The organism is Rossellomorea oryzaecorticis, from assembly GCF_045897515.1.
Classification (GTDB): domain Bacteria; phylum Bacillota; class Bacilli; order Bacillales; family Bacillaceae_B; genus Rossellomorea; species Rossellomorea enclensis.
This window is the reverse complement of sequence record NZ_JBJOSA010000032.1, coordinates 19,084-37,096: the sequence shown is the minus strand read 5'-3', so window position 1 is coordinate 37,096 and position 18,013 is coordinate 19,084. Positions and strand designations below refer to the sequence as shown.

The 18,013-nt window shown below is 45.9% G+C and carries 10 protein-coding genes and 15 tRNA genes; 23 read left to right on the top strand and 2 right to left on the bottom strand.

Annotated features, from left to right (window positions below; all coding sequences use genetic code 11):
• The 23 genes from ACKA06_RS20825 to ACKA06_RS20715 all read left to right on the top strand — a co-directional run bounded on the left by ACKA06_RS20825 (position 1) and on the right by ACKA06_RS20715 (position 15,864).
• Positions 1–77: transfer RNA gene (locus tag ACKA06_RS20825), tRNA-Arg, on the top strand.
• 5 nt (positions 78–82) lie between these two features.
• Positions 83–159 (top strand) — tRNA-Pro (locus ACKA06_RS20820).
• An 8-nt stretch (positions 160–167) separates the two neighbouring features.
• Positions 168–243: transfer RNA gene (locus ACKA06_RS20815), tRNA-Ala, on the top strand.
• An 89-nt stretch (positions 244–332) separates the two neighbouring features.
• A tRNA-Met gene (locus ACKA06_RS20810) sits at positions 333–409 on the top strand.
• A 4-nt stretch (positions 410–413) separates the two neighbouring features.
• Positions 414–490: transfer RNA gene (locus ACKA06_RS20805), tRNA-Ile, on the top strand.
• Positions 491–507: 17 nt separating this feature from the next.
• A tRNA-Ser gene (locus tag ACKA06_RS20800) sits at positions 508–600 on the top strand.
• A 174-nt stretch (positions 601–774) separates the two neighbouring features.
• Positions 775–848 (top strand) — tRNA-Met (locus tag ACKA06_RS20795).
• Positions 849–946: 98 nt separating this feature from the next.
• A tRNA-Asp gene (locus ACKA06_RS20790) sits at positions 947–1,023 on the top strand.
• Between the two features lie 17 nt (positions 1,024–1,040).
• A tRNA-Phe gene (locus tag ACKA06_RS20785) sits at positions 1,041–1,116 on the top strand.
• A 26-nt stretch (positions 1,117–1,142) separates the two neighbouring features.
• A tRNA-His gene (locus ACKA06_RS20780) sits at positions 1,143–1,218 on the top strand.
• Between the two features lie 8 nt (positions 1,219–1,226).
• Positions 1,227–1,300, top strand: a tRNA-Gly gene (locus ACKA06_RS20775).
• Position 1,301: 1 nt separating this feature from the next.
• Positions 1,302–1,378 (top strand) — tRNA-Ile (locus ACKA06_RS20770).
• Positions 1,379–1,387: 9 nt separating this feature from the next.
• Positions 1,388–1,462: transfer RNA gene (locus tag ACKA06_RS20765), tRNA-Asn, on the top strand.
• 3 nt (positions 1,463–1,465) lie between these two features.
• Positions 1,466–1,556, top strand: a tRNA-Ser gene (locus ACKA06_RS20760).
• A gap of 4 nt (positions 1,557–1,560) precedes the next feature.
• Positions 1,561–1,632, top strand: a tRNA-Glu gene (locus ACKA06_RS20755).
• A 290-nt stretch (positions 1,633–1,922) separates the two neighbouring features.
• Positions 1,923–3,836, top strand: coding sequence for a PTS mannitol transporter subunit IICBA (locus ACKA06_RS20750; RefSeq protein ID WP_058298037.1), 1,914 nt, complete (start codon positions 1,923–1,925; stop codon positions 3,834–3,836).
• A 124-nt stretch (positions 3,837–3,960) separates the two neighbouring features.
• Positions 3,961–6,033: a BglG family transcription antiterminator gene (locus tag ACKA06_RS20745; protein WP_411160549.1), complete on the top strand. Its 2,073-nt coding sequence runs from the start codon at positions 3,961–3,963 to the stop codon at positions 6,031–6,033.
• 13 nt (positions 6,034–6,046) lie between these two features.
• The gene (locus tag ACKA06_RS20740; RefSeq protein ID WP_032087240.1) at positions 6,047–7,186 is read left to right on the top strand and encodes a mannitol-1-phosphate 5-dehydrogenase; all 1,140 of its coding nucleotides are present in this window, start codon (positions 6,047–6,049) and stop codon (positions 7,184–7,186) included.
• Positions 7,187–7,931: 745 nt separating this feature from the next.
• Positions 7,932–9,803, top strand: coding sequence for a 1,4-alpha-glucan branching enzyme (gene glgB / locus ACKA06_RS20735; protein ID WP_411160551.1), 1,872 nt, complete (start codon positions 7,932–7,934; stop codon positions 9,801–9,803).
• A 1-nt stretch (position 9,804) separates the two neighbouring features.
• The gene (locus ACKA06_RS20730; RefSeq protein ID WP_032087242.1) at positions 9,805–10,962 is read left to right on the top strand and encodes a glucose-1-phosphate adenylyltransferase; all 1,158 of its coding nucleotides are present in this window, start codon (positions 9,805–9,807) and stop codon (positions 10,960–10,962) included.
• A gap of 36 nt (positions 10,963–10,998) precedes the next feature.
• Positions 10,999–12,027, top strand: a complete 1,029-nt coding sequence (locus ACKA06_RS20725; protein WP_032087243.1) for a GlgC family sugar phosphate nucleotidyltransferase — start codon at positions 10,999–11,001, stop codon at positions 12,025–12,027.
• On the top strand, positions 12,024–13,469 hold the full coding sequence (gene glgA / locus ACKA06_RS20720) for a glycogen synthase GlgA (RefSeq protein WP_411160548.1): 1,446 nt from the start codon (positions 12,024–12,026) through the stop codon (positions 13,467–13,469). The genes ACKA06_RS20725 and glgA overlap by 4 nt, the downstream gene beginning before the upstream one ends.
• Positions 13,459–15,864, top strand: coding sequence for a glycogen/starch/alpha-glucan phosphorylase (locus ACKA06_RS20715; protein ID WP_411160547.1), 2,406 nt, complete (start codon positions 13,459–13,461; stop codon positions 15,862–15,864). Before glgA ends, ACKA06_RS20715 begins: the two co-directional genes overlap by 11 nt.
• A gap of 37 nt (positions 15,865–15,901) precedes the next feature.
• Here the strand turns inward: ACKA06_RS20715 and ACKA06_RS20710 are convergent, their stop codons facing one another.
• Positions 15,902–16,663 carry a TraR/DksA C4-type zinc finger protein gene (locus ACKA06_RS20710; protein WP_411160550.1) on the bottom strand — a complete coding sequence of 254 codons (762 nt, stop codon included), beginning with the start codon at positions 16,661–16,663 and terminating at the stop codon, positions 15,902–15,904.
• Between the two features lie 387 nt (positions 16,664–17,050).
• A complete protein-coding gene (locus tag ACKA06_RS20705; RefSeq protein WP_064564618.1) occupies positions 17,051–17,974 on the bottom strand; it encodes a 1,4-dihydroxy-2-naphthoate polyprenyltransferase in 924 nt (307 codons plus the stop codon).
• Positions 17,975–18,013 lie beyond the last annotated feature (39 nt).

Here is an 18,013-nt window from a genome sequence, read left to right as displayed (position 1 = left end):
GCGCCCGTAGCTCAATTGGATAGAGCGTTTGACTACGGATCAAAAGGTTAGGGGTTCGACTCCTCTCGGGCGCGCCATATTTCGGGAAGTAGCTCAGCTTGGTAGAGCACTTGGTTTGGGACCAAGGGGTCGCAGGTTCGAATCCTGTCTTCCCGACCACTTCATATGGGGCCTTAGCTCAGCTGGGAGAGCGCCTGCTTTGCACGCAGGAGGTCAGCGGTTCGATCCCGCTAGGCTCCACCAAGATTTTTTACGAAACGTAAGTGGAGTAAAATAATCTTCCATGATGTTTGCTTCAGCTAAGCATCTAAAAATCATATAAAATGTTTCTTGGCGGTGTAGCTCAGCTGGCTAGAGCGTACGGTTCATACCCGTGAGGTCGGGGGTTCGATCCCCTCCGCCGCTACCAATACGGACCTTTAGCTCAGTTGGTTAGAGCAGACGGCTCATAACCGTCCGGTCGTAGGTTCGAGTCCTACAAGGTCCACCATTCACATTTTAAAACACGGAGGAATACCCAAGTCCGGCTGAAGGGATCGGTCTTGAAAACCGACAGGGGTGTTAAAGCCCGCGGGGGTTCGAATCCCTCTTCCTCCGCCATATTTATTTTTTACCCTTATTATCGTCGCGGGGTGGAGCACGTCCGAATCATCTTTGGAGCATGCACATCAGCGCACCGACTGAGCAGCAGCTTGAATAAGCTTACTGAAGTCGGGGTGGTTCTAACGAATATTGATTCGTAAAATCACAACTTGATTAAAATTTTATTATCGTCGCGGGGTGGAGCAGTTCGGTAGCTCGTCGGGCTCATAACCCGAAGGTCGCAGGTTCAAATCCTGTCCCCGCAATACCAATTTTGTTAAAGTGAATAAACGTCTAGTCGGTAACGGATGGATGAATATTTTGCTGGCGCAAGGTTAGTTCTTTTGCTAACGCAAAAAACTTTGGTCTGGTAGTTCAGTTGGTTAGAATGCCTGCCTGTCACGCAGGAGGTCGCGGGTTCGAGTCCCGTCCAGACCGCCATTTCAATTACATAGTGTGGCTCAGTAGCTCAGTTGGTAGAGCAATGGACTGAAAATCCATGTGTCGGCGGTTCGATTCCGTCCTGAGCCACCATTTTTCATTTATTTCATACTTTTATGGCGATTGTGGCGAAGTGGTTAACGCACCGGATTGTGGTTCCGGCATTCGTGGGTTCGATTCCCATCAGTCGCCCCAATTTTATTGCGGGTGTAGTTTAATGGTAAAACCTCAGCCTTCCAAGCTGATGTCGTGGGTTCGATTCCCATCACCCGCTCCATGGGCCTATAGCTCAGCTGGTTAGAGCGCACGCCTGATAAGCGTGAGGTCGGTGGTTCGAGTCCACTTAGGCCCACCATCTCAATATTCCGCAGTAGCTCAGTGGTAGAGCTATCGGCTGTTAACCGATCGGTCGCAAGTTCGAATCTTGCCTGCGGAGCCATATGGAGAAGTACTCAAGTGGCTGAAGAGGCGCCCCTGCTAAGGGTGTAGGTCGGGCAACCGGCGCGAGGGTTCAAATCCCTCCTTCTCCGCCATTAAGGCCCGTTGGTCAAGCGGTTAAGACACCGCCCTTTCACGGCGGTAACACGGGTTCGAATCCCGTACGGGTCATATTAAGTAGACTATCTGAATGGTAGTCTTTTTTTATTTTAATAGAAGAAACTGAGTTGAATAATTTAAAAATCAGAAGCGTCCTATATATGGGGCGTTTTTTTTGTTTAGAAAAGATGGAGGACTTAAGGAAACAATCACTAACTTTAAGCATGCAATAAGTGGTTTTGAGTAACAATAGGTTTGTCGCCGGGGATGTGACAAAGTTAGTTTTCATCTTTCTTGTTGATGAATGTTCTGTGACTTATGATGATTATATAAGAAATGATTTTTTAGAAAGGAAGATAAATATGGCTCAATCAACTGTAAAAGTTAAAATACAAAAGTTTGGTAACTTCCTCAGTTCAATGGTCTTGCCGAATATCGGTGCCTTCATTGCATGGGGATTGATTACTGCATTATTTATTCCTACCGGTTTCTTCCCAAATGAAAGCCTTGCCAAATTAGTGGGGCCAATGGTAACGTATCTTCTGCCTCTCTTAATCGGTTATACAGGCGGTAAGCTTGTGCACGATCAGCGCGGCGGCGTCGTAGGTGCGATTGCTACTATGGGGGTCATCGTCGGTGCACCGGATACCCCGATGTTCCTCGGAGCCATGATCATGGGACCGCTTGGCGGTTATGTCATCAAGAAATTTGACAGTGTAATCGAAGGGAAAATCCGTGCAGGGTTTGAAATGCTCGTTAATAACTTCTCTGCGGGAATTCTTGGCGGAATCCTTGCAATCCTTGCGTTTCTCGGTATCGGCCCTGCCGTTGACGGCCTGACAAAACTATTGGTTGCCGGTGTTGACTGGCTTATCGGTGCAGGATTGCTTCCGCTGACAAGTCTCTTGATCGAACCAGCAAAAATCCTGTTCCTGAATAATGCCATTAACCATGGTGTTCTTTCACCAATTGGATTGGAACAGGTACAGCAAACGGGTCAATCGGTTCTATTCTTACTGGAAGCGAACCCTGGACCGGGTCTTGGTGTATTGCTCGCATTTATGCTGTTCGGCCGGGGGACTGCAAAGCAATCCGCTCCGGGCGCAGCAATCATTCATTTCCTGGGAGGCATCCATGAGATTTACTTCCCATATGTCCTTATGAAACCTATGCTATTTCTTTCAGTCATCCTGGGAGGAATGAGCGGAGTCTTTACGCTTGTTCTGTTGGGCGGCGGACTTTCTGCTCCTGCTTCGCCAGGAAGCATCCTGGCTATTGCTGCTGTCACACCTCCTGAAGGTATGAAGTATCTGGCCAATTTTGCGGCTGTCATTGTAGCAGCGGTTGTGTCATTCATCGTTTCTGCGATTGTCTTGAAATCAAGCAAGAAACAGGAAGACAACATTGAAGAAGCTACGAAGAAAATGGAAGAAATGAAAGGGAAGAAGAGTTCTGTTTCCGGACAAATCAGTCAACAGCAGGGCACACTTCCCGGTGAAGTAAATAAAATTGTCTTTGCATGTGATGCAGGGATGGGATCCAGTGCGATGGGTGCGTCATTACTGCGTAAAAAAGTGAAGGAAGCCGGACTCGATATCTTTGTTACGAATACAGCGATCAGCAATCTGCCGGCTGATGCACAGGTAGTCATCACTCAGGAAGAATTGACGCCGCGAGCGAAGAATAAACTGCCGGATGCGTACCACATCTCAGTCGATAATTTCCTTTCTAGTCCGGAATACGATAAGCTTATTGGAAGTCTGCAAAATGACATCACGGAAGAACAGGATGAGCTTGTCGAGGATGCAGAAAAGGAAGCAGTCGGAGTCGAACCTCAGGGAGACGGGGATGACGATCTTCTAAGAGAAGAAAACATCTTCATCGGCCAGGAATTTCAGACGAAGGAAGACGCTATCCGATTTGCCGGCGAAGCACTCGTGAAAGCTGGTTATGTAGAAGACAGTTACGTCGATGCAATGATCGAAAGAGAAGGCATCACGACGACTTATATGGGCAATAATGTAGCCATCCCGCATGGTACGGAAGATGCCAAAAAAGCAGTCATCAAATCAGGCTTTACCGTAATTCAAGTGCCGGGCGGCGTTGACTTCAACGGTGAACAGGCTAAGCTGATCTTCGGTATCGCAGGTAAAGACGGCACACACCTTGAAATCCTTTCAAGCATTGCGGTCATCTGCTCCGAGCAGGAAAACGTAGACATGATGGTACAGGCGAAAACCGCCAAAGAACTAAAAGAAATCATCAATAGCAATTAACCTCCAATCCGGAAAGGTTCTTTTGGCCTTTCCGTTTTGGCTGTTATTATAATAGCTCTGTTTGACCGGGGATTTCTACGGCCGATTATATCACTAATTTTCATGAATAGAACGGAGGGAGAACATGTTCATTACATCAAGGGAGAAAGCCATAATAGAATTGATCGTAAAAACATCGGGCAAGCATACCGTCCACAGTCTCTCTTCATTCATGAATGTAAGCGGCCGGACGATCCAGCGTAATCTGAAATCGATCGAAGGCATCCTGAAACAATATCATCTGGAATTGAAACGGACACCGGGGGATGGATTGTTCATAGATGGGAAGAACGAGCATATTTACAGGCTGATTCAAGGATTGTCGGAAGCAAGTCCGACAGATGACACCCCGGAAGAACGAAAGCTGCAGCTTTTGATCATTTTGCTGCATGAAGGGCCTTCCTTTAAGAAACAGGTGCTGGCCCGACAGCTTGGAATCAGTGTCACTACACTGGGTTCCTATCTCGATGAATTGGGGGACTGGCTGAATAAATACAGCATCACCCTCACCAGGAAGCGTGGGGTGGGAGTGGAGCTGGTAGCGGATGAAGCCAGTAAGCGGCATGCGCTGGCAAGCTTTTTCCTTGTTTATTTTTATGAAGAGATCATAGAAAGCTTATATTTAATGCAAAACGGCCATTCATTTCAGGAGCCGATTCTTGGCTTTTTCCCGCCGGAGCACCTTAAGGCTGTCCATCAGTCTGTGGGCATGCAATTATCCAAAGAGCAGCTGAATTTGGTGGACAATGATTATATCGGCCTGGTCGTGCATGTGTGCCTGTGTATCCAGAGAACTCAGAATGGTTGGCCGTTAACGGAAATGAATGATATGGAAAGCCGTTATTCCAGCGAGTACCGGCCAATGAAGGAGATTGCAAAAGAGCTTGAAAGGCTCCTTACCATACAGGTCACTGAAGCGGACATCCATTTTCTGACGCTGATACTAAAAGCATCAAAAGTACAGGAAACGGATGCTGTGTCTTACGATAGTATCTTTCTGGGACATCTTATCAAAAAGGTAGTCAAGGATGTTTCAATCAATTTGAATGTGGACCTCACCGATGATTTTTCTCTGTTCCAGGGGCTGCTTGCACATATGGGGCCATCGATTTTCCGTCTGAAGCAGCAGATGGAATTATTCAATCCGCTTACGGAGGAAATCAAGGAGAAATACCCGGTACTGTTTCTGGCAGTAAAAAACAGCCTCCAAACTGAATTTACAGATGTTGATTTCCCGGATGCAGAAGTGGCTTATATTGTCCTTCACTTCGGTTCGGCACTTCTGATGAATGAAGAGAAGGTCAGAATTAGTGCAGTGGTGGTATGCCCAACAGGGATCGGCGCCTCAAAGATGCTTGCAAGCAGGATACAAAAAGAATTGAAGATGATTCACTCAGTTCATATCTTGTCAATTGCCGATTTCAGGACAGCCAACCTAAGCGGTTATGATATCGTGATTTCAACTGTCAGGCTGCCTTTTACTGAGGTGGATTATCTGCTTGTCAATCCGCTGTTAAGCGACAAAGACATTGGAATCATCGAGGATTATGTGCAAAAAAACATAGAGAAGATTACACGGAAAAAATATATGAAGCCGTCCCCTCCCGAAGAGGAGGATGCACGCCCTGCAAAAATCCGGGGATTATTGAAAGAAATAAAGGATGTCCATTATAGTATTGAATCCATTCTCGATCATTTCAAAATTTACCGGATGTCCTCCGTTAGTAGTCATCACGATGTGTTAGAACAGATGACAGAAAAAGCTGAAGAGAGTGGATTGCTGACGGACAAAGCGGAAGTACTCTCTCACCTACTTGAAAGGGAAAGGAAAGGCGGCCTGGGGATACCAGGTACGACTATGGGTCTGTTCCATTGCCGTGATGAAAACATTAAAGGGCTAATGTTTCAAGCGGCCCACCTGGATCACCCTTGTGTTATAAAAGGGATGGACGGAAACGACCTTGAAATGAAAAGTCTACTGCTTATGATCGCTCCAGAAAATTTAAGCAAAAGAGAGCAGGAAATCCTGAGTCTCATCAGTACGAGCCTTATTGAAGATCATGCATCGATGATAATTTACTCATCCGGCAATGAATCCATGATTTATAAAAAGCTTGAACATCTCTTTCTCGATTACTTACAAAATAACTTGATATAAAGGAATGATGATAATGAAACGGACTGTACATTTTGGCGCAGGTAATATTGGCAGAGGTTTTATAGGGGCGTTGTTCTCTAAATCGGGGTATCACGTCACGTTCGTCGACATTGCGGAAAAAGTCATTGATAAGTTGAATGCTGAAGGAACTTACCAGGTGAAGCTGGCAACGGAAAAGCATGAAAGCGAAACGATTTCCAACGTATCGGGACTTAACAATCTCCATCAGGAAAAGGAAGTGATGGACGAAATTGCCAAGGCGTCGTATCTGACTACAGCAATCGGTCCAAATATCCTTCCACGAATCGCACCGCTCATCTCCAAAGGGATTGAAAACCGTATCCTTGAAACCGACGAACCCCTCTATGTGATTGCATGCGAGAATCAAATCGGGGCGACGGATATCTTAAAGGGACATATCATGGATCATTTGTCCGATGAAGTGAAGTCAAAATTGGAAGGGAAAGTGTACTTCTTCAATTCAGCTGTAGACCGCATTGTGCCGATCCAGGAGCAGGATTCATTGGATGTCCTTGTTGAACCTTATTACGAGTGGGTGGTGGAAGCGGATGTATCCATCCCGCCGGTTAACGGTATGACCATCGTCCCTGACCTAGCCCCTTTCATCGAGCGAAAACTGTTCACGGTGAACACGGGTCATGCAGTCATCGCTTATCTTGGGTATTTGAAAGGGAAAACAACGATTGATGAAACACTTGCTGATGAAAGCATCGCAGAGCAGGTGAGGGAGACGCTTAAAGAAACCGGTGCTTACCTGATTAAGCAGTACGGGTTGGATGAAAAGGAACATCTTGCGTACATCGAAAAAAACATCGAGCGTTTCAAAAATTCCTACCTGAACGACGGGGTAACAAGGGTCGGACGTGCACCGATGAGAAAACTCGGTCCGGATGACAGACTGATCCGTCCGACAACTGAAGCACAAAAAGCAGGGCTTTCCTACTCCAATCTTGCCAAAGCCATTGCAGCGGCATTATTATTCGATCACCCTGAAGATCAGGAAGCCGTTGAGATCCAGAACATGATTAAAGAAAACGGTGTTCCATACGTTCTCAAGGAAGTAAGCGGACTGGACGAAAAAAGCCCGATCACGGCTGAAATCATTCATCAGTATGAAGAACTTAAATCTTAATAATTTTCATTCTGAGGCTTAGGAAAAGTGCTTCAGTCAAAGTGAAAACCGAACTTATTTGCATCTCATGAGGCAGGTTAGTTCGGTTTTTTGTTAGTTATGTTTCAAATGTACATTTAGATTCAATCTGTTCAAGCGGTTATTGGAGTGCAAGACGCAGACTCCTGCGGGAAGAGTAGCTTATTTGAAAAGCGGAGGAGGTTTGCTTCGCTCCCCATTGTTTATAATTTGGAGCTTTTTGGTAAGTGATGGAATTAATCCTAAAATTAAAAGATTATCCCGCGAAATTCGAAGATTATTGCCCGGAATTGAAAGAAAAAGGCCAGTTTTCGAAAGATTACGGGTCAAAATTAAAAGATTCCCCATTTCCATCCGTTATGTAGGCACCATTATAACGCCCATCGTCCTTGACGCAGAATATTAATTGGTTTTACTCAGTGTATTAGTATAATCATCGTTCAGGCAAAACTTGAATTGTACTCGTTCAGTCTACAGTATATTTCCTACTGAATAACGGAATCCTTTTACTTTCTTCATTTTTTTCCTTCTTTTTTCCTCAAAAAACTTTCGACAGCTTTCCTTATATTTTCCCCGTGAAAACCTTATCATTTTCCATACTCTTACAATGCAATCGCTTTCCTTTCGGCCGGTGTAGGATTATGTCGGAATAGAGCGATGTTTTTAAAAAGGAATTCTTCATAAGTAGCAGAAAGTAGTTAATAGATTGAAAAATGTAGGTGAAGTGATGAACGCAATGATGTTATCTGATTATGATGTTTTTTTATTTCATGAGGGAAGTTTACAGCAAGCGTATCAGTTTATGGGTTCACACGTGAGGAAGGACTCGCGGGGGACCTATACAGAATTTTGCGTTTGGGCACCGAATGCACGGAGTGTGTCCCTGGCAGGGTCGTTCAATGATTGGAAGAGTGCCGGGTATGAGCTGCAAAAGTGGAACCGGGAAGGATTGTGGGCTGTTCGGGTGGATGGTGATTTGACGGGTGAAACCTATAAATATGAGATCACCACCTTATCAGGGGAGAGAAAGCTTAAGTCGGATCCGTACGGGTTTGCTTCAGAGAAACGTCCACAGACGGCAAGCATTGTGTATGAACTGGAAGGGTTTCAGTGGAGTGATGAAGAGTGGCTCGAGAAAAGGTCGGGTTCATCGATTTATGATAAGCCTATGTTCATCTACGAAGTGCATGCAGGGACATGGAAAAAGAAAGATGGGAAATTTCTATCCTATAAGGAGCTTGCCCGGGAATTGATTCCGTACGTGAAAGAGCACGGTTTTACTCATATCGAGCTTCTCCCGGTCACCGAGCACCCTTTTGACCGTTCGTGGGGGTATCAGTCGACTGGCTACTATTCTCCGACTAGCAGGTACGGAGAACCTCACGAGCTGATGGGATTCATCGATGAATGCCACAGGAACGATATAGGAGTCATCTTGGACTGGGTTCCGGGACATTTTTGTAAAGATGCACATGGTTTATACCAATTTGACGGTTCTTTTGCTTATGAGTACGGGGAAGAACGGGACCGCGAGAACTATACGTGGGGGACGGCGAATTTTGACCTCGGTAAAGGTGAAGTAAGAAGTTTCTTGATTTCAAACGCGCGATTCTGGATGGAAATGTACCATATAGACGGATTCAGGATTGATGCCGTGGCCAATATCATTTACTGGGCAAATCAGGGTCAGCAGTCGCCGAATGAAGGGGCGATCGGATTCCTGAAAAAGCTGAACCAGGCCGTATTCGAATATGATTCTTCCATCCTGATGATTGCGGAGGATTCGACGGATTGGCCGCAGGTGACATCCCCTGTACATTATGGGGGGCTTGGCTTTAATTATAAATGGAATATGGGCTGGATGAATGATGTACTCGATTATATGGAGACGCCGCCCGAGAAGCGCAAGGATGTCCATTCCCTGATGACCTTTTCCCTTCTTTATGCCTTTTCTGAGAATTATGTACTCCCTTTTTCGCATGATGAGGTGGTGCATGGGAAAAAGTCACTCCTGGATAAAATGCCGGGCGATTACTGGCAGAAGTTTGCACAGTACCGGCTGCTTCTGGGATTTATGTGCGCCCATCCTGGAAAGAAGCTGCTGTTTATGGGAAGCGAGCTGGCCCCGTTTTCGGAGTGGAAGGACTTGGAGGAGCTTGATTGGCATTTGATGAATTACGATTTTCATCACAAATTCAACTCATATTTTAAGGATTTAGTGCATTTATATAAGGGTGCCGAGGCTTTATACGAACTGGATCATCAATCTGGAGGGTTTGAATGGATTGATGTAAACAATTCAGAACAGCAGATTTTTTCTTTTATCAGAAGGGGAAAGAAAGAGAACGACCATCTGGTGGTGATCTGTAATTTCAGTCCGATTGTTTATCACGGGTATAAGGTCGGTGTGCCTCATGCCGATTCCTATAGAGAGATATGGAACAGTGATGCCGGGAAATATGGAGGTTCGGATCAGGTCAATCCTGCACCGCTTTCTGTACACCATGAAACCTATCATGGAAAAGCGGGATCCGTAGTGATGACGATTCCTCCATACGGTGCAGTTTATTTAAAACCAGATTACGGAAGGGGAGAATAGAATGGCAAAGGGAAGATGTGTGGCCATGTTGTTAGCAGGCGGTAAAGGGAGTCGATTGAGTTCTTTGACGAAGAATCTTGCGAAGCCTGCCGTCCCGTTTGGGGGGAAATACCGCATCATCGATTTTACATTGAGCAACTGCACGAACTCAGGGATCGATACGGTCGGGGTCCTGACACAGTATCAGCCGCTTGTGCTCAATTCCTATATCGGGATCGGCAGTGCGTGGGATCTTGACCGCAAAAATGGCGGCGTGACGGTTCTGCCACCATATGCAGAGTCATCCGAGATGCGCTGGTATACAGGGACGGCAAGTGCCATCTATCAAAATATGAATTATCTGGAGCAGTATGATCCCGAGTACGTCCTGGTATTATCGGGCGATCATATCTACAAGATGGATTATAGTAAAATGCTCGACTATCATATCGAGAAGAAAGCGGATGTATCGATATCGGTGATCGAGGTGGATTGGTCCGAGGCCAGCCGTTTCGGCTTGATGAATACGAATGAAGAGATGAGGATCACGGAATTTGAGGAGAAGCCTGCCTATCCGAAGAGCAATCTCGCTTCAATGGGAATCTATATTTTTAATTGGTCCGTCTTGAAGGATTTTCTTGAGATGGATGAACGGAATCCTCATTCCAGCCATGATTTCGGAAAAGATGTGATCCCGCTTCTGCTTGATGAAAAGAAAAAGCTGATGGCCTATCCGTTCAAGGGCTACTGGAAGGATGTCGGCACGGTAAAAAGCTTGTGGGAAGCGAATATGGACCTGATTGACGAGGACAATGAGTTGAACTTGTTTGATCATGAGTGGAGGGTATACTCGGTCAATCCGAATGAACCTCCTCAATATATTTCGGCGGATGCCTTGGTGGAAGGATCGCTTGTCAATGAAGGCTGTACGATTGAAGGCACGATATCGAAGTCTGTGTTATTTCAGGGGACGACAGTTAAGAAAGGGGCACATGTTTCACGGTCGGTGATCATGCCGGATGCCTTGATCGGAGAGAATTCCTATATCGAACAGGCGATTGTTCCGCCGAATGTCAAAGTTCCGAGCGGCGTCTGCATCATGCCGGAAGAGGGATCGGATGAAGTAATCCTAGTGACGGAGGCATTCATTGATACATTGCTTGAGCAGGAAGAAGTGTAAGAAACTCTAAAGTACAACGTAAGAGGAGGAATTATCGTGAAAAATTCATTGCTTGGAGTCATAGATGCCACTAGTTATTATCAGTCTTTAGAGGATTTGCTCTTACATCGGTCGATGGCTGCCCTTCCGATTGCAGGAAGATACCGTTTGATTGATTTCGTATTGTCCAATATGGTGAATTCAGATATCGGTTCTGTTGCGATTTTCCCGAAGTTTCAATATCGTTCGTTAATGGATCATCTTGGTTCCGGCAAGAACTGGGACTTGAACCGGAAGCGTGACGGTCTATTCTTTTTTCCGGCTCCGGGACTTGATGCAGTGGATGACGGAGTGGGGTCCTTCAATCATTTCGCCCATCACCTGGATTATTTCCACCGCAGCCGCCAGGAATATGCTCTGATCAGCAATTGTTATACAGTGTGCAATATCAATTACCGGCCGGTCCTTGAAAGGCATGCAATGATTGGATGCGATATCACCGAAATCCGCCATAAAGGGAAGTCACTCGAGATGTATGTGGTAAAAACGTCGCTGTTGACAGAATTGATCGAGGGCCGTGAAGAATCAGGTTATACATGCATGAAGGACGTTGTGGAAGACATGGACAGCGGCTACAAGGTTTGTGGATATGAACATATTGGATTCGTGGAAACAGTGGATTGCATAGAAAAATATTATCAAACGAGTATGAAGCTGCTGGATGTTTCATCTTGGAAAGAGCTGTTCAAAAAGGAATTGCCGATTTACACGAAAGTGAAGGATGAGCCTCCAGCCCGCTACACGTCCGGGGCCTCAGTCAAGAACAGCATCATCGCCAATGGCTGTTATATAGAAGGGAAGGTTCGGAACTCAACCATGTTCCGGGCAGTGAAAGTAGGAAAGAATACAAGTATTTCAAACAGTATCATTATGCAAAAGAGTCAAATTGGAGATAACTGTGTACTAGAGAATGTCATCCTGGATAAAGACGTGAGGATCGAGGACGGAGTTAAGCTGATTGGCGAACCCGGCCATCCCATTGTCATCCGTAAAGGAATGATTCAAGGAGCGCTGATGAATTCGTGAAAGTATTGTTTACTGTTTCTGAGTGTGTGCCTTTTGTTAAATCGGGAGGGCTGGCTGACGTTGCAGGCGCCCTCCCAAAAGAGCTGAGGAGCCTGGGGACTGATATCAGGGTCATTCTCCCGAAGTATGGGGGGATTCCCCGGGAGTTTCGCTCAAAGATGAAAAAGAAGAAAGAGTTTTTTGTTTCTGTTGGATGGAGGAATCAATATTCCGGGATTGAAGAGCTCCATCACGACGGGGTTACATATTACTTTGTGGATAACGAGTATTACTTCAATCGTGACCGCATGTATGGTTATTTCGATGATGGCGAGCGGTTTTCGTTTTTTACGAGAGCGGTACTGGAGGCCATCGAAGCCATTGATTTCTATCCGGATGTGATTCATTGCCATGACTGGCATACCGGGATGGTGCCGTTTCTTTTAAGGACAGAGTACCAGGATAAACCGGGGTATGCCTTCATCCGGAGCATCTTTACCATCCATAATCTTCAGTTCCAGGGAATCTTTCCGAAGTCTGTGATGACAGAACTGCTGGGGATTCCCGAACGTTATTTTCACCCTGAGTACCTTGAGTTTTATGACAATATCAATTTCATGAAGGGGGCTTTGATTTCTTCGGATTATGTCACCACCGTAAGCCCGACCTATAAAGAGGAAATATTGACTCCGTATTATGGTGAAAAACTCCATGGCATCTTAAGGCTGCGTTATGGTCAGCTTGAAGGCATCCTGAATGGGATCGATGATGAGGTTTACAATCCTGAAGAGGGAGGATTCCCTTACAGGAGCGGAAATCTGCAAGGGAAAATAGAAACAAAGCGTGAACTTCAGCAGAAGCTGAATCTTGAAGTGAATGAAGACATCCCGGTTGTTTCGATCATTTCCCGTTTGACTGTCCAAAAGGGACTCGAATTGGTCAGGGGTGTATTTCATGAAATGCTCCGGGAAAATGTTCAATTTGTCTTGCTGGGGACGGGAGACTGGGAATTCGAACAATTCTTCCGCGAGATGGAAAGGCAATATCCTGATAAAGTCAGGGTGACGATCGGATTCAATGAGGAATTTGCGAAAGAAATATATGCAGCATCGGATCTGTTCCTGATGCCGTCTAAGTTCGAACCGTGCGGACTCGGGCAGCTGATCGCCTTGCGGTACGGGTCGCTGCCGCTGGTAAGGGAGACGGGCGGACTGAACGATACGGTCCAATCGTATAATGAAGAGACGAAGACGGGGAACGGATTTTCCTTTAAGAATTTCAATGCGCATGACATGCTCCATACGTATCAAAGGGCGCTGCGTTTTTACAATGATGAAAGGGAAACATGGAAGCATATCGTACAGACCGCCATGAATAAAGATTATAGTTGGGCGCAATCCGCCTTCAAGTACAACCAATTATATGCTGACCTTGTATCGAGGAGTGAAAGCCATGTTTTCTGATCACAATGAGTTCAAAGAGATGTTTCTCAAGAAACTTGAAATGATGTACGGAAAGACATTTCCTGAATCCACCCCCCAGGATCAATTCTTCACCCTGGGGCACTTGATAAGGGAATATATCAGCATGAACTGGATCCATACGAATGAGCAGTATCGTTTTAATAAAAGGAAGCAGGTGTATTATTTATCGATTGAATTCCTCCTCGGTCGTCTCCTGAGACAGAATTTGATGAATCTCGGGATCTATGAGGTTGTCGATAAGGGACTGAAGGACCTTGGGATCGACCTTGCCGATATTGAAGAAATCGAACATGATGCGGGACTCGGCAATGGAGGGCTCGGACGCCTGGCCGCCTGTTTCCTGGATTCCCTGGCCTCACTCAATCTCCCTGGCCACGGGTATGGCATCCGATACAAACATGGATTGTTTGAACAAAAAATTGTCAACGGCTTTCAAATGGAGCTTCCAGAACAGTGGCTTCGTCACGGCCATGTATGGGAAGTGAGGAAGTCTGATTTGACTGTGGAGGTCCCTTTTTGGGGGAAAGTCGAATCCTACTCGGAGAAAGGCGTACTGAAGTTCAGACATGTTGATGCCGAACTCGTATCAGCCGTTCCATACGATATGCCCGTTGTGGGTCATGAAACCTCGACAGTGAATACGCTCCGGTTATGGAGTGCGGAACCTGCTGCCTATAAGGCAGGGAAGGATCTGATGAAATACAAGCGGGAAACAGAGGCAATCACTGAATTCCTCTATCCCGACGACACCCATGATGAGGGGAAGATCCTCCGTTTGAAGCAGCAGTATTTCCTTGTGTCGGCAAGTATCCGGTCGATCATAGACTCATATATTTACAGATACGGAGATTTGAAGGACCTTCATGAATACGTATCGATCCATATCAATGATACCCACCCGGTGCTTGCCATCCCGGAACTCATGCGCGTCCTTGTGGATGAATATGAATTCGACTGGGATGAGGCATGGAAAGTCACGACGAAGACATTTGCCTATACGAATCATACGACACTCTCTGAGGCATTGGAGAAATGGCCGGTCCGTATTTTCCAGCCGCTGCTTCCAAGGGTCTTTATGATCGTCAACGAAATCAATGAGCGTTTTTGCAAAGGGTTATGGGAGGATTATCCGGGTGAGTGGAAGCGGATCGAGGACATGGCCATCATTTCTCACGGAGAAGTGAAGATGGCGCATTTGGCGATTGTCGGGAGCTTCAGCGTCAACGGAGTGGCAAAAATTCATACCGAAATCCTCAAGCAAAGGGAAATGAACTTATTTTACCAATATTACCCGGATAAATTCAATAGTAAAACCAATGGCATCACGCATAGAAGGTGGCTCTTGGGAAGCAACCCACCGCTATCTAAGCTGATCACTTCTGCGATCGGAACCGATTGGATCCATCAGCCGGGTAAACTGAAGGATTTGGAAACGTACAGGGATGACGCTGCTTTCCTCAAAAATCTGCATGAAGTGAAGCAGGTGAATAAAGAAAGGCTTGCCCGGCGGATCTATGAGAACAACGGGATGAAAATCGATACGGATTCCATCTTCGATATTCAGGTGAAGAGGCTTCATGCTTACAAGCGACAGCTGTTGAATGTGCTTCATATCCTGCATCTCTATAACCGGTGCCTGGAGGATCCCCATTTCGATTTCCATCCCAGGACGTTCATTTTCGGGGCTAAGGCTTCACCCGGTTATTTCTATGCTAAAAAAATCATCAAACTCATTCATTCGGTTGCCGACCTCGTGAACGACCATCCTGCCATTAAGGGAAGGCTCAAGGTCGTTTTCATGGAAAACTACCGGGTGTCACTGGCTGAGGAGATCATTCCGGCCGCTGATTTGTCTCAGCAGATTTCAACTGCCAGTAAAGAGGCATCCGGTACGGGCAATATGAAATTCATGATGAATGGTGCCATCACGCTGGGAACGCTCGATGGAGCCAACATTGAAATCCTGGAGCAAGTCGGGGAAGAGAATATTTTCATCTTCGGATTGACGGCAGAGGAAGTGATGAATTATCAGAAGCAGGGCGGGTATTACGCGATGGAATATTATCATCATGATCCGCGTATCAAGAAGGTACTGAACCAGCTTGTAGATGATACGCTGCCAGGTGCGGATGACCACTTCGAAACAATTTATGATTCCCTGCTGGGGGAAAATGACCAGTTCTTTGTCCTCCGTGACTTCGATTCATATGCGGCAATTCAGGAAGAAGCGGGCAAGGCCTATACAAATAGGGAAGAATGGTCGCGCATGTGTCTTCATAACATCGCGAATTCCGGCTATTTTTCCAGTGACCGGACAATCGAGGAATATGCGAGGAACATTTGGAAGATCGGGCAGGGTAGTTTGATGAGATGAGAAAAAGCCAGGAAGCGCTGCTTCCTGGCTTTTTAGGTTATTTTTTCTTTTTGGAAACGTAACTGTCCCCGTCTTTATACGGAATATCCCCAATCGGTGACTCGAGGTCATTGTCATCAAGCATTTCTTCATAATCCTCGTGTTTTTTAGACGGATAGGTCTTGCGGTTTGACCCTGCGATATCCGTTGCTGCGAAGCTTTCATAATCCTCGGTGAACCCTTCGGATGAATCATCTCCTTGATACAATTCCGAATAGTCTTCGTATTCGCCTTCAAAGTCAGATGGCGTTTCAGAAGTCCCGTAGCGGGCAACTTCCTGGAAGCTGTCTTGGTCATCCCGGACGTTACCGTTCGTGCGGTGTTTGAACTCATTATCAATCGGCGGCTGCAGTACGTCCTCTTCAACCGGCCGGTCTTCCGCTCTGGACTGCTCCGGGGAGTGATCCTTGCAATAAAGCGTCGTCGGAATCACTTCAAGTCGCTCATAGGGAATTTCCTGGCCGCATTCCTTACACTTACCGTATGTTCCGTCTTCCATGGCTTTTAACGCCTGATCGATCTTGTTCAACTCAGTCTTTGAGTGATCATCGATCGCAAAATCCTTTTCACGTTCATAGAGCTCCGTACCCATATCCGCCGGATGATTGTCATACATGGACAATTCACCGGAATTATCGCGTTCGTTTGTATCATGAAGACTGTCAAGGTCCCGCTTTAGATGTTCACTCAATTGGGATTGTTGTTGAAGCAGTTCTTTCTTCAAGTTTTCTTGCTGACTATTTGTAAGCAATCTTCTCACATCCTTCATTTTGACGTCCGGCTTATGACTGCCGGATCACTTTTTTTGTCTAATCATACTTTATCCGAAAGTGGACGGATTAAAACATAAAAAAGAGCACTCTTGTGGGGAGAGTGCTTTCCTTTTGGGTGGGAAGTTATTTAGAGGATTCAAACTCTTTTAAAGGTTCCCTTTTCAATTTCCTTCACTTTGACTCGATTTCACCCTTTAATTTTTCCAGTGAAATCAATCTTAGCTGCAATTTATAATTGTGCCGGTATTCAAATTTTTGTGCCTGTAGCCGAAGTTTCTAATCTCCAGATTAATGCCTTTTATGGAATGTTCTTTCTTTAAAATAAAAAACCGGGCATAGACCTACCCGGTTTTGATTAACTATTGTGAATGGTATTAAAAGAAATATGCAATCAACAGCCCGATGGAAAGCAGAAAACCGAAGATTGTATTTGTCTGGGCTGTCGCTTTCATCGCCGGCATCATTTCGAGCGGCTGGGTTTTTCCAATAAAGCCTTTTGTAGCTTTTACGGCTTTTGGAATACTAAGATAAGAAACCAGTAGCCACGGGGACATGTCTCCAAACAGTACCAATCCGGCTGTCCATGCGTAAGTTAGGAAGAACATGCTTCCAAGGAGGACGATGGCTCCTTTTTTGCCAAGCAGGATAGCGACGGTTTTGCGGCCGTTTTCTTTATCTCCATCCAGGTCCCTGATATTGTTGGCCATTAAGATCAGACCTACAAGTATGGAAACAGGCACGGAAATCAGGATGCTTTCTGTCGAGATATTTCCCGTCTGGATGTAGAAAGAAATCAGGATGATGATGAGGCCCATGAAGAGTCCCGCTACAATTTCACCAAGCGGTGTGTAAGCGATCGGCATTGGGCCTCCGGTGTAAAAATAACCTGCGGCCATGCATATTAATCCGATCACCGCCAGCCACCATGTGCTGTTGACGACAATGTAAAATCCCAACAGCAGGGCAATTCCGTAAAATGAAAAGGCGATGGTCATGACCGTCGAAGGCTTAACGCCGTTCCGTACGATGGCTCCGCCGATCCCGACAGAGTGTTCTGTGTCGAGCCCGCGCTTATAATCATAGTACTCATTGAACATATTCGTGGCGGCCTGTATAAGCAGGGAGGCTGCCAGCATTGCTAAAAACAGTGAGATTCTAACGTCTGTATATTGAAGGGCAAGTACCGTCCCGAGCAGCACCGGAACGAAAGCGGCCGTCAATGTGTGGGGCCTGGTGAGCTGCCACCAGATTTTCCAGCCTTTATCTGCTTCTATTGTATTTGTCATTTGATGTGCCATGCATCTCTCTCCTTAATATTTAAGGAATTTTCCTGAAAA